Source organism: Streptomyces sp. W16 (genome assembly GCF_033194735.1).
GTDB lineage: Bacteria > Actinomycetota > Actinomycetes > Streptomycetales > Streptomycetaceae > Streptomyces.
On record NZ_JAWOAI010000313.1, the window covers coordinates 1 to 11,866 of the forward strand.

Here is an 11,866-nt window from a genome sequence, read left to right on the forward strand (position 1 = left end):
GGTCGACGACCGCCGACGCCCTGGTGGGGAGGGTGGCGACCGAGGCGGCCGAGGTGGCGAGCGGGCGGTGGGTCTGCGTGGTCAGCGTGATCCGGCGCCCGGTGCGGTCGGCGAGACGGCGCAGGGTGGGGGCGACGCCGGTCCAGTCCCGGTGCGTGGCGGCGTAGCCGACGAGGGTGTCGTAGATCTCGGTGTCGGAGGACAGGAGTTGGCCCTGTTCCTGCTGGATGGCGCTGCTCGTGGTGCGCGCCGCCAGCCAGGCGGTGGCCGCGACCGAACAGACGGCGATCATCACGGAGGTGGCCAGCAACCGGACCAACAGGCTTCTGTGCAGGGGCACTTTGGCCCGCACCCTGATCCGGGGCCGCGCCTCGCCGCCGGCCGGGGAGCCGGTCTCCGTTCCGCCGCCGGCCGCTGCCTCAGTGCGCACGGCTGCCGTCGACGAGCTTGTAGCCGACGCCGTACACGGTCTGCAGATAGGCGGGTCGACGGGGGACGGCTTCTATCTTCTTGCGCAGGTTGAGGATGTGCACGTCGATGGTCCGCTCGGTTATGTAGCGGTCGAACCCCCGTGTCAGGGCGAGCAGTTGGCGGCGGGTGAAGACCCGTTCCGGTTCGGCGGCCATCGCCGCGAGGATCTCGAACTCCCCGGGCGTGCACACCACTTGGCGTCCGGCGAGGCCGACCGTGCGGCGGACCGGGTCGACGGCGAGGCCACCGATCCGGATCACGGGATCGTCCGGACCCGCGACCGTGGCCCGGGTGCGCCGCAGCAGGGTGCGGATGCGGGCCATCAGCTCGCGCGGACTGTACGGCTTCGTCATGTAGTCGTCGGCGCCCAGGTCGAGGCCGAGCAGGAGGTCCTCCTCGGTGCTGCGCGCGGTCAGCATCAGCACGGGCACATCGCACTCCCGGCGCAGCACCCGGCACACGTCCAGTCCGTCGACGAGCGGCATCATGACGTCGAGGACGAGCAGATCCGGCTGCCGGCGCCGCACCTCGTCGATCGCCGCGCGCCCGTCGTGGACGACGAGGGCGGAGTGGCCCTCGCGGTCCAGATAGCGGCGGATCACCTCGGCCTGTTTGACGTCGTCCTCGGCCACCAGGACATATGCGTTCACGCGGCTCACCCTAAGGTCGCCGCCGCGACATCAGACAGGAGTCTGACGGTGGCCTGACAGGATCTTCATAAGCTCCGGCCACGGTGCCGCCATGTCGAAACTCACCCATCGAAGGCGCTCAGCCGTCCTCGCCGGCCTCGGCGCGGCGGCGGCCCTCTCCCTTCTGGCGGCCTGCGGCGGCTCGGACGGCGACGGCGGCACCGCGTCCAAGGACAAGGGCGTCGTCTCGATCAACAGCCCGAGCGCGAGCGGCACTTCGGCGTCGGCGAGCGCTGCCGCGGAGTCGGGCCGTCCACAGCTGCGGGTGGACAGCACCGACGAAGAGCGCACACGGCTGTACCAGGTCTGGACGAACTGCCTGCACGACCACGGCGTCCCCGCCGGACACAAGCCGGGCTCGACCGAGTGGTCCCTCTCCGCATCGACCGACAAGTACCCGGCAGCCCTCAGCGCGTGCCTCTCGAAGCGGCCGATCGAGCCGCCCGAGGAGGACCCGGCGAAGAACCCGCACTACATGGACGACTTCCGCACATACATCCGGTGCCTCAACGACGGGGGCCTGAAGGTCAAGGGCCTGTCCGACGGCTCCGGTTGGAACTACGACGGCGAGCCCACCCTGACCCAGGACCAGCAGGACAAGCTCGACCACGACTGCGAGGTGAAGGCGTACAAGTGACGACGACCAGCGACGACAACGCCCGCCCCCGGCGCGGGAAGCGCCGCCTGACGATCGGGGCCGTGGCGCTGGCAGGCGTCACGGCGACCGCGCTCGGCGTCACCGTATGGCAGGACGGAGACAAGAAACCCACCACGACGGCCGCCGACTCGGCCCGGGTCGGCACCGCGACGGTGACGAAGACCGACCTGTCCAACGCCCAGACCCTGAGCGGCACCCTCGGCTACAGCAAGGCGGCCCCGGTCAAGGGCGCCAGGCCCGGACTGGTCACCTGGCTGCCCGCACCCGGAGCCACCGTCTCCCGGGGCCGCACCCTGTACAAGGTGGACAACGTCCCCGTACCGGTGTTCTACGGCGGCACCCCCCTCTACCGCACGCTGAACGCGCGGGGCACCACCGGACCCGACGTGCGGGTGGTCGCCGACAACCTCAAGAAGCTCGGCTACGACATCGGGGTCCAGCCGGGGGCGGGGACCTGGGTCACTCAGCACCCGGTCGCCGCGGCCGACGACAGTGTCTCCGAGGGTGCCGACAAGACGGGCGGTACGGCCGCCCCCTCCGCGAGCGCCGCCCCTACTTCCACCCCCACCGCCACCTCGGTCGAGGTGAAGGAGGGCGACGGCGTGCTCACCGCCGACCTGATGGCCGCGATCCGGCGCTGGCAGACCCATGTCGGGATGCCCGCCACCGGAGTGCTCGGCATCGGGGACGTGACGGTGAGGTCCGGCGCGGTGCGCGTCGGCGCGGTGCAGGCGCAGAGCGGCGACGACGCCACCGGGGACCTGATGACGGTCAGTTCCACCACCAAGAAGGTGTCCGTGCCGGTGGACGCGACCCAGGTCGGCACGATGTCCCGGGGCGACCGGGTCACGGTGACCCTGCCGGACAACTCCACCGTGAAGGGGACCATCGACGTGGTCGGCTCCACCGCCGCCACCGACAACTCCCAGGGCGACAGCGGCGGTTCGGCCCCCGCGCAGCTCACCGTCACCGTCTCGCTGTCCGACACCGGGGCGGTCCGGAAGCTGACCTCCGCCCCGGTGCAGGTGGCGTTCACCTCCGAGAGCCACAAGGGCGTGCTCGCCGTACCGGTCGGCGCGCTGCTGGCGCTGAGCGAGGGCGGCTACGCCGTCCAGCTGCCCGGCGGCCGGCTGATCGCGGTGAAGACCGGGATGTTCGCCAAGGGGCTGGTCGAGATCAGCGGCGCCGGTGTCACGGCCGGGACGAAGGTCGAGACCACCTCGTGAAGAGCCGACCGGTACTGGCCGTGATCGACGCGGGCATGGAGTACCCCGGCGGGGTGAAGGCCCTGGACGGTGTCTCGCTCGCCATCGAGGAGGGCGAACTCCTCGCCATCGTCGGCCCGTCCGGGTCCGGCAAGTCGACCCTGCTGAACATCATGGGCACCCTGGACCGGCCGACCAGCGGCACCGTGGAGATCGGCGGCCAGGACGTCGCGGCGCTCTCCGACCGCCGGCTCTCCGCGCTGCGCGGACGCCGACTCGGCTTCGTGTTCCAGCAGTTCCACCTCACCGACGGACTCACCGCCGCCGAGAACGTCGCAACAGGCCTGCTCTACGCCGGAGTTCCCCGACGACAGCGCGCTCCGCTGGCCCGGGAGGCACTGGCCAGGGTCGGCCTGGCGCGCCGCACCGGGCATCTGCCGAACCAGCTCTCCGGCGGCGAACGCCAACGGGTCGCCATCGCCCGCGCGTTGGTCAACCGCCCGGCCCTGGTCCTCGCGGACGAACCCACGGGCGCCCTGGACACCGCCAACGGCCGTGCCGTACTGGAGCTGTTGACCACCCTGAACGACGAGGGCACCACCATCGCGATCATCACCCACGACCGTGACATCGCGGCGCGGCTGCCCCGCAGGGTGGAGATCCTCGACGGCCGGCTGGTCGCCGACGTCCACGGCGAGGACACCCAGGCCATCGACACGGCCGACCTCGCCGACGACACCCTCGCCATCCGCAGGGACACCTTCACCGACACCCATGGGGAACGCCGGCCATGACCACCACCACACCGAAGGCGCGCGCGGTCCCTGCCGTCGCCGACATCAGGCCGGTACGCCTGGCCCCCTTGGACATCCTGCGCCTCGGCCTGCTCGGCATCCACACCCGCCGGATGCGCGCCGCGCTGTCCGCGCTGGGCATCTCGATCGGCATCGCCACGATGATCGTGGTGACCGGGATCCCGGCGTCCAGCCAGAAGGCGCTGATGAACCAGCTCTCCGCGCTCGGCACCAACATGCTCCAGGCCGTGCCGATCCCCAACCAGACCCCGCCGATCCAACTCCCGCCCCAGTCCGTGGACATGGTCCGCCGCATCGGCCCGGTGACGGTGGCCAGCGCGGTCGCCAACACCCACGCCGAGGTGTTCCGCAACGACCGCGTCGACGCCGACGACTACGCGGGCCTCGCCGTCCTGGCCAGCAGGACCGACCTGTTGCAGGCGATCAACGCCGAGGTCCGGTCCGGGCGTTACCTCGGCGCGAGCACCGAGCGGTTCCCCACGGCGGTCCTCGGCTCGGTGGCCGCCACCCGGATGGGCATCGCCGAGGTGGTGCCGGGTCGGCCCGCCCCGCAGATCTACATCGCCCACCGCTGGTTCACGGTCATCGGCGTCCTCGCGCAGACCCCGCTGTCGCCCGACATCGACCGCTCGGTCCTGGTCGGCTGGGACGCCGCACGCACCCAACTGGGCTTCACCGGCCACCCCACCGTCATCTACGTCAAGGCCAGGGAGGACGGCATCGACGCCGTCCGCAACGTCCTCGCCCAGACCATCTACCCCGAACTGCCCGGCATGGTGCAGGTCAGCCGCCCCTCCGACGCCCTCGCCGCGAAACGCGCCACGCAGACCACGTTCTCCGCGCTCTTCCTCGGCCTCGCCGGAGTGGCCCTCCTGGTGGGCGGGATCGGTGTGGCCAACACCATGGTCATCTCGGTCCTCGAACGCCGCAAGGAGATCGGCCTGCGCCGCGCGCTGGGCGCCAACAGGGGCCAGATCCGCGGCCAGTTCCTCACCGAGTCGGTGGCCCTGTCCTGCCTCGGCGGTCTGGCCGGCACGGTCCTCGGCATCCTGGCGACCGTCGGCTACGCCGCCTACCAGGGCTGGCCTCCGGTGATCCCGCTCCCGGCGGTGGCCGGCGGCTTCGGCGGCGCCGTCCTGATCGGCATGGCCGCAGGCGTCTACCCCTCCATCAGGGCCTCCCGCCTCACCCCCACGGAGGCCCTGGCGACGGCGTGACGGTTCGGCCCCGCCCCTCCGCCCCCGCACGTACGGACGAGTTTCACATGGGCGCCACCAGACCCTTCCCTGACGTTTGTTGCTCTTGGAACACTCGCACCGCGCGCATTTCGCCATGTTCCGGCCGGCCGCGCGTCAGGATGAGAGGTGCCTCACCCATGTCCGAAGTCAATCGGCGTCGCTTTCTCCAACTCGCGGGTGCCACCACGGCCTTCACGGCACTGTCGAACAGCATCGAGCGTGCCGCCGCGCTCCCGGCGAACCACCGTTCCGGGAGCATCGAGGACGTCGAGCACATCGTCGTCCTGATGCAGGAGAACCGGTCCTTCGACCACTACTTCGGCTCACTCAGAGGCGTCCGGGGCTTCGGCGACCCGCGTCCGGTCGTGACCCGGCAGGACGGCAAACCGGTCTGGTACCAGTCGGACGGCACGAAGGACATCCTCCCCTTCCGCCCCGAGGCCGACGACCTGGGCCTGCAGTTCATCCAGGACCTCCCGCACGGCTGGAACGACGGGCACGCCGCGTTCGACGGCGGCAAGTACGACAAGTGGGTGCCGTCCAAGGGCTCCACGACGATGGCGTACCTGACCCGCGAGGACATCCCGTTCCACTACGCGCTCGCCGACTCCTTCACCATCTGCGACGCGTACCACTGCTCGTTCATCGGCTCCACCGACCCCAACCGCTACTACATGTGGACGGGTTACACCGGCAACGACGGCGTCGGCGGCGGCCCCGTCCTCGGCAACGACGAGGCGGGCTACAGCTGGACGACGTACCCCGAGCGTCTGGAGAAGGCCGGAGTCTCCTGGAAGATCTACCAGGACGTCGGCGACGGCCTCGACGCGGCCGGCGGCTGGGGCTGGATCCAGGACGCCTACCGCGGCAACTACGGCGACAACTCGCTGCTCTACTTCAAGCAGTTCCAGAACGCCCAGCCCGGCGACCCGCTCTACGACAAGGCCCGCACCGGCACCGACGCCACCAAGGGCGAGGGCTTCTTCGACCGGCTGAAGGCCGACGTCAAGGGCGGCACGCTGCCGAAGATCTCCTGGGTCGTCGCCCCCGAGGCGTTCACCGAGCACCCCAACTGGCCCGCGAACTACGGTGCTTGGTACGTCTCCCAGGTCCTGGACGCGCTGACCTCCGACCCGAAGGTGTGGGCGAAGACGGCCCTGTTCATCACCTACGACGAGAACGACGGCTTCTTCGACCACCTGGTCCCACCGTTCGCGCCGGGCTCGGCCGCGCAGGGCAAGTCGACCGTCGACGTCGGCCCCGACCTCTTCAAGGGCGACGCGAGCCACCCGGCCGGCCCCTACGGCCTCGGCCAGCGGGTGCCGATGATCGTCGTCTCGCCCTGGAGCAAGGGCGGTTACGTCTGCTCGGAGACCTTCGACCACACCTCGGTCATCCGGTTCATGGAGACCCGCTTCGGCGTCCACGAGCCCAACATCTCGCCCTGGCGGCGCGCGATCTGCGGCGACCTGACCGGTGCCTTCGACTTCTCCCACAAGGACGTCAAGAAGGTCCCGCTCCCGGACACCGACGGCTACCGGCCGCCGGACAAGAACCGCCACCCCGACTATGTGCCGACCCCGCCCGCCAACCCGGCGCTGCCGAAGCAGGAACGCGGACTGCGCCCGGCCCGCCCGCTCAAGTACGCGTCGGCGGTGGACGGTTCGGCGGACCCGGCGGCCGGGAAGTTCACGCTCGCCTTCGCCTCCGGCGCGAAGGCCGGCGCCAACTTCCTGGTCACCTCCGCCAACCGCACGGACGGGCCCTGGAGTTACACCACCGAGGCAGGCAGGACCGTCTCGGACACCTGGAACTCGGCCTACTCGAACGGCTCCTACGATCTCACCGTGCACGGTCCGAACGGCTTCCTGCGCGTCTTCAAGGGCCCCGGCAAGAGCGCCGGACCCGAGGTCACCGCCCGCGACTGCGGCGACGACGTCGAGCTGACCTTCACCAACAAGGGCTCCGGGACAGTGCAGTTGAAGGTCGCCGACGGCTACGGCGGCCGGTCGCAGGCCGTCAAGGTACGGGCGGGCGCCACCGTGCGGCACACCTTCGACCTGGGCGCGAGCAAGCGGTGGTACGACCTGACGGTCACCTCCGACGGCGACGCGGGCTTCCTGCGGCGATTCGCCGGACATGTCGAGAACGGCCGCCCGGGGGTCAGCGACCCGGCGATCGGGCGGGTGTGACCGCTCCCGTAGAGCCGGTTGTATTCCGGGGCACTCGCGGTAGTGTGCCCCGGTGACCACGCATTCGAACACACCTGCAGGTTGGTACCCGGATCCGCACGGAGCACCCCAGACCCTCCGGTACTGGGACGGCGCGAAGTGGACCGAGCACACCAACGCGGACCAGCAGGCGCAGCCGCAGGCCGTGCCGCAGCAGCAGGCGGGGCCGGATCCGCGGGTCCAGCGCCAGGTGCAGACGCAGGCCGGGGTCGCCGGGGGCGGCCCCGGCGGTGGCGGTCTGTTCAGCGAACCGGTCCTCGTGGTGAACCAGAAGGCCAAGCTGATCGAGCTGACCAACGAGTACACGGTCATGGATCAGAACGGCAATCTGATCGGCTCGGTCACCGAGATAGGCCAGAGCACGCTGAAGAAGGCGCTGCGCTTCGTCTCCAGCCTCGACCAGTTCCTGACCCACCGGCTGGAGATCCGGGACGCCCACGGGCAGCCGCAGTTGGTGCTGACCAGGCCCGCGAAGATCATGAAGTCCAGGGTGATCGTGTCCCGTCCGGACGGCTCGCCGGTGGGCGAGATCGTGCAGCAGAACATGATCGGGAAGATCAACTTCGCGCTGACCGCGAACGGCCGGCAGATCGGCGCGATCAAGGCCGAGAACTGGCGGGCCTGGAACTTCGCCATCGTCGACCACGCGGACAACGAGGTCGCCCGGATCACCAAGACCTGGGAAGGCCTCGCCAAGACGATGTTCACCACCGCGGACAACTACGTCCTGCAGATCCACTACCAGCTGCCCGAGCCGCTGCTGAGCCTGGTGGTGGCGACGGCGCTGACCGTCGACACCGCCCTCAAGCAGGACTCGCGCGGCCTCGGCTGACCCCGGGGCCTGTCCGGCGGATCATGCCGCAGACGCGGGGTGTGGCGCGCACTCCCCCACTGCCTTAAAGGCGTGGGGGGACCCCCAGCCGCGTTGTCGTCGGTCGCCGACTCCCCCAGTCTCGGCTTCGCTCGACCGGGGGGACCCCCATCGCGTCGACTCCCTCCTCCGCCTTGCAGCTGCACGCGCCACACCCCGCTCACCGGCACTGATGAGGGGCCGTTGGTTTTCTGCGACTTGATCCGCCGGACAGGCCCCGGTCACAGCGCGGTGAGATGCCCCGGCTCGGACCGTCGGTTCGGCTGCCGGGGCATCAACGCCGGTTCCAGGGAGGCCGATTCGGGCTCCAGCGCCAGCACGGCGGCCACGGGATGATCGTGGTCGCCGTACTCGTTCGGCAACGGCACGACCGGGGTCACCCGGGTCAGCAGCACCACACCCCACGACGCGAGTGCGGCCCCCGCCAGCGCGAGGAGGATGCCGGCCGCGCCGCCCTGGAGGCGTTCGCCGAGCAGGGCCAGGCCGATCGCGGCGGCGGCCAGCGGGTTCGCCAGGGTCACCACCGCGAGCGGGGCACCGAGGCCGCCCCGGTAGGCGGTCTGCGACAGCAGCAGCCCGCCTGCCGCGAACACCGCGACCAGCAGGGCGACTCCGACCACCTGCGCGCTGAGCAGCGGGCCCGAGCGGTCCGTCGCCGCGACCGTCACGGTCTGCGTCAGCGCGGAGGCGACACCCGAGGCGACACCGGACGCCGAGGCATGCCGTAGCCCGGGCTTCGAACCGCGCCGGGCCAGCAGGCCGATCAGCGCGGACGTCGCGCCCGCGACCGCCAACGCCTGCGGAACGGTGAGGACTTGGTCGGGCTGGGGCCCGGACGCCGTGACCAGCAGGGCCGACAGGCCGAGCAGGGTGAGCGCGGTGCCCCGCCATTCGCTCACGCTGACCCGCCGCCCGGCCACCCGCGCGCCCATCGGCACGGCGGCGACGAGGGTGAGCGCGCCCAGCGGCTGTACGACGGTCAGCGGACCGTACTTCAGGGCCACCACGTGCAGCAGCGCGGCCGACGCGTTCAGCACGACCGTCCACCACCAGGATCCGGTGGCGAGCAGCCGCAGCATGCCCGCGTCGGAGTTGCGGGACGCCAGCCGTTCCTGGGCCACGGCCGCAGCCGCGTAGGCGACGGCCGAGAAGAGGGAGAGGACGACGGCGACGAGGGTGGCGTTCATCGGCCCGCTCCGACGAGAACCGGCTGCTTCTCGGGGGCGAGCTCCGGCTGACCGCGGCCTGCCGTGGTCGCCGTCCGGTGCGGCGGGTGGATCAGCGCGAGGGCGATGCCGAGCATGGCGGTGGCCACGATCGCGTCGAGCCAGTAGTGGTTCGCCGTGCCCACGATCACCACCAGCGTGACCAGCGGATGCAGCAGCCACAGCCAGCGCCAGCGGGACCGGGTCGCGACGATCAGGCCGATCGCCACCATCAGCGCCCAGCCGAAGTGCAGCGAGGGCATCGCCGCGAACTGGTTCGAGAGGTGGTCGCTGGTCGGCGGGCCGTACACCGAGGGGCCGTAGACCTTGGCGGTGTCGACCAGACCCGTCGCGGCCAGCATGCGCGGGGGCGCGAGCGGGAACACGAAGGGCAGGACCAGGGCGGCCGAGGTGACCGTCGCCAGGACCCGGCGGGCCCAGACGTAGTGCGCCGGGCGCCGCAGGTACAGCCAGACCAGGAAGGCGACGGTGGCCGGGAAGTGGACGGTCGCGTAGAAGGTGTTCGCGATGTGCACGAGGGTGTCGCTGTGCAGCAGCACCGACTGCACCGAGCCCTCGTTCGGGAGACGCAGGGTCCGTTCCAGGTCCCACACGTGGCGGGCGTTGTGCAGGGCCTCACCGGTGTGGCCCGTCGCCAGCTGGCGGCCGAACTTGTAGACGAGGAAGAGTCCTGCGACGAGCAGGAGCTCACGGACGAGCGGAGGCCGCGCTATCGCGCTGGTCCCCTTCTCTGCAGGCTCGGTTCGGGCATTCATCCCCCGGCCCCTTCGCTGACGGTGGTGCGTGTGGTGGTGCTGGCAGGGCTTGTGACCCTTCCGGCGGACCGAACTCATCGGTACGAGTTCGTTCCGATACGCCAGTGTACCGATACGAGCGGGTACCGATACGGTGGAGTACCGGTACACTGGCGTATCGATAGCGAAACGAGACACACTGGAGAGCGGACCCAGGGTCCGCGGGCCGAGCGAGGAGAAGAGCCATGACGTCGCAGGCTGAGGACGGACCGGACACGGTCGCCGCCTCGCGCCGCTCCAAGATCACGCCCGAGCGTGAGCGGGAGTTCTTCGACGCCGTGCTCGAACAGATCAGAGAATGCGGCTACGACTCCGTCAGCATGGAGGGCGTCGCCACCAGCACCCGGTGCAGCAAGTCCACGCTGTACCGGCAGTGGGGGACCAAGCCCCAGTTCGTCGCCGCCGCGCTGCGCGCCAACCGCCGGGTGCACTTCACCGGCATCGACACGGGCTCCCTCGCGGAGGATCTGCGCGAGGCCGCGCGGGCGGCGGGCGCGTGGTCGGCGAAGGACACGAAACTCGTCTCGGCGCTCGGTCACGCCGTCATCCAGGACAGCGAACTCGCCCAGGCGGTCCGTGAGGCGCTCGTGCACCCCGAGATCGCCGCGCTGGAGGACATCCTGCGTCGTGGCGTGGAACGCGGCGAGATCCCGGCCGACCATCCGGCCCTGCCGTACGTCCCCGCCCAGATCTTCGGCGTCCTGCGGGCCCGTCCCGTCCTGGAGGGCTGTTACGCCGACCCCGACTACTTGGTCAGATTCGTGGAGGCCGCGGTGCTGCCCGCACTCGGCCTCACCTGAGAACCAGGCCGCCGTCCATGGGATGACTGGACGGTGGCCTGATCGCGCCGCACCGTGGGGACGGGGGCGGCGCGCACCCCCCGGCCGGGTGGGGTTCCTCTTGAGCGGAGAGGAACCCCACCCGGCCGACTGTGTGCCGGGTCAGATCGTCTGGCCGTCGCCGCCGCCCGAGGCCACCTTGATGTTCGCGGTGATCTCGTCGATCACGGACTCCTTCTGACCCACGTCGACACCGAAGCGGACCACGACCATCTGGCCGGTGCTCGCGGGCGACGGGAACGCGAGCGACTCGACATAGCCGTCCGCGCCTTTGCTGGTGACCGCCTTCCAGCGCACCAGATAGCCCTTCTGCCCGGCCACGGTGACGGCCTTGGACGCCAGCACCTCGTGCGAGGTGATGCTGCCGTAGACCGTACCGCCGTAGGACTCCTTGGCGTTGGCGGCGATGTCCGCCTTCGCGACCGCCTCGGCCGTGCTGCCCTTGGTGCCCAGCAACACCGCGGGGGCCGAGTACGCGCCGCCGTCGGTGCACGACTTGGTGGTGTCGCCGGGGCACTTGTAGGACGTGTTCGACGTGACCGACGCGCCGCCCTCGATGACCTGGCCGTACCAGTCGGACGGCACGGTGAAGCTGATGCCGTCGAGCGAGTCGGTCACGGTGCCGCCGGCCTTGACCTTCGGCTGCGCCGACTGGCTGGGCGCGGGTGTCGCACCGTCCGTACCACCGGAACCACCCGTCCCGCCGGACCCGCCGAAGGGATCGTTCTGCCCGCCCGTACCGCCGGAACCGCCCGTGCCGCCCTGTCCCTCGGGGCCGCCCTGGCCGCCCAGGCCTCCCTGCCCGTTCGGCGCCTGCTGCGTGCCGAGA

11 protein-coding genes and 1 pseudogene are annotated in these 11,866 nt (G+C 70.9%); 7 read left to right on the forward strand and 5 right to left on the reverse strand.

What is annotated here, in order from left to right; genetic code table 11:
• Nucleotides 1-430, reverse strand: a pseudogene (locus R6V09_RS33040) (two-component sensor histidine kinase); the annotation flags it as partial.
• Nucleotides 420-1,121, reverse strand: a complete 702-nt coding sequence (locus tag R6V09_RS33045; protein WP_317885136.1) for a response regulator transcription factor — start codon at nt 1,119-1,121, stop codon at nt 420-422. The pseudogene R6V09_RS33040 and the gene R6V09_RS33045, both read right to left, overlap by 11 nt.
• A 91-nt stretch (nt 1,122-1,212) precedes the next feature.
• On the opposite strand from R6V09_RS33045, the gene R6V09_RS33050 reads away from it, so the two are divergent.
• From R6V09_RS33050 to R6V09_RS33075, 6 genes are all read left to right on the forward strand, one after another.
• Nucleotides 1,213-1,797 (forward strand): hypothetical protein, encoded by a 585-nt coding sequence (locus R6V09_RS33050; RefSeq protein WP_317885137.1) that lies wholly within the window; start codon nt 1,213-1,215, stop codon nt 1,795-1,797.
• On the forward strand, nt 1,794-3,044 hold the full coding sequence (locus tag R6V09_RS33055; protein WP_317885138.1) for a hypothetical protein: 1,251 nt from the start codon (nt 1,794-1,796) through the stop codon (nt 3,042-3,044). Before R6V09_RS33050 ends, R6V09_RS33055 begins: the two co-directional genes overlap by 4 nt.
• A gap of 35 nt (nt 3,045-3,079) precedes the next feature.
• A complete protein-coding gene (locus R6V09_RS33060; protein WP_317885146.1) occupies nt 3,080-3,817 on the forward strand; it encodes an ABC transporter ATP-binding protein in 738 nt (245 codons plus the stop codon).
• A complete protein-coding gene (locus R6V09_RS33065) occupies nt 3,814-5,055 on the forward strand; it encodes an ABC transporter permease (protein WP_317885139.1) in 1,242 nt (413 codons plus the stop codon). The genes R6V09_RS33060 and R6V09_RS33065 overlap by 4 nt, the downstream gene beginning before the upstream one ends.
• A 158-nt stretch (nt 5,056-5,213) precedes the next feature.
• On the forward strand, nt 5,214-7,268 hold the full coding sequence (locus R6V09_RS33070; protein WP_317885140.1) for a phosphocholine-specific phospholipase C: 2,055 nt from the start codon (nt 5,214-5,216) through the stop codon (nt 7,266-7,268).
• Between the two features lie 52 nt (nt 7,269-7,320).
• The gene (locus R6V09_RS33075; RefSeq protein WP_317885141.1) at nt 7,321-8,139 is read left to right on the forward strand and encodes a phospholipid scramblase-related protein; all 819 of its coding nucleotides are present in this window, start codon (nt 7,321-7,323) and stop codon (nt 8,137-8,139) included.
• 260 nt (nt 8,140-8,399) lie between these two features.
• On the opposite strand, the gene R6V09_RS33080 is transcribed toward R6V09_RS33075, so the two are convergent.
• The gene (locus tag R6V09_RS33080; RefSeq protein ID WP_317885142.1) at nt 8,400-9,365 is read right to left on the reverse strand and encodes a hypothetical protein; all 966 of its coding nucleotides are present in this window, start codon (nt 9,363-9,365) and stop codon (nt 8,400-8,402) included.
• Nucleotides 9,362-10,159, reverse strand: coding sequence for a phosphatase PAP2 family protein (locus R6V09_RS33085; protein ID WP_317885143.1), 798 nt, complete (start codon nt 10,157-10,159; stop codon nt 9,362-9,364). Before R6V09_RS33085 ends, R6V09_RS33080 begins: the two co-directional genes overlap by 4 nt.
• A gap of 224 nt (nt 10,160-10,383) precedes the next feature.
• Between R6V09_RS33085 and R6V09_RS33090 the strand changes: the two genes are divergently transcribed.
• Nucleotides 10,384-10,998 carry a TetR/AcrR family transcriptional regulator gene (locus R6V09_RS33090; protein WP_317885144.1) on the forward strand — a complete coding sequence of 205 codons (615 nt, stop codon included), beginning with the start codon at nt 10,384-10,386 and terminating at the stop codon, nt 10,996-10,998.
• Nucleotides 10,999-11,139: 141 nt separating this feature from the next.
• Here the strand turns inward: R6V09_RS33090 and R6V09_RS33095 are convergent.
• Nucleotides 11,140-11,866: hypothetical protein (locus tag R6V09_RS33095; protein WP_317885145.1), on the reverse strand; the 727-nt coding region annotated here is incomplete at its 5' end.